The 521-nt window shown below is 54.9% G+C and carries 1 protein-coding gene; it reads right to left on the reverse strand.

Features of this window, described 5'->3' with window-relative positions; genetic code table 11:
- A partial coding sequence (locus tag KPG66_RS16890) for a carbamoyltransferase N-terminal domain-containing protein (protein WP_272907117.1) occupies positions 1-521 on the reverse strand: 521 nt, incomplete at both ends.

The raw sequence follows: 521 nt of genomic DNA on the forward strand, positions 1-521 counted from the left end.
GCGGTGGGGACATACATTTGAGAGAACAAGCCGCTTTCCTTGATGACGGAATTGCTGACGCAATTGAGCGCGACACCGCCTGCATAGCACAATTTATCGGAGGCGGCGCGCTCACGCAGCTCGCGCACCAATCCCATAAGCGCATGATCCGTGGCTTCTTGAAGGGCGGCGGCAACATGGCGGTGATGATCGAGGATCGGTTCTTTATCGGCTCGTGCCGGACCAAACAATGCCTCGATCCGCTCGAAGTCCGGCAGACGGAAATGGGCTACGTCCGGATCGATCGTATATCGGCCTGATTCTGAATTCAGAAGCTGCTTGAATGTCTCTCTGAAGACAGCGGGATCACCATAAGCGGCCAGCCCCATCAGCTTGCAAGCATCATATTCAGAAAAGCCCAAATATTTGCTCAGCTTTTCCCACAGGAACCCAAGCGAGTGCGGATAGGGCACCTGATCCAGTGTCGTTATTTTATTGCCGTCCCCACGCGCCAGCAAAGTACAGCCTGATTCGCCGATCCC

Origin of the sequence: Mycetohabitans sp. B2, assembly GCF_021733735.1 — a bacterium.
GTDB lineage: Bacteria > Pseudomonadota > Gammaproteobacteria > Burkholderiales > Burkholderiaceae > Mycetohabitans > Mycetohabitans rhizoxinica.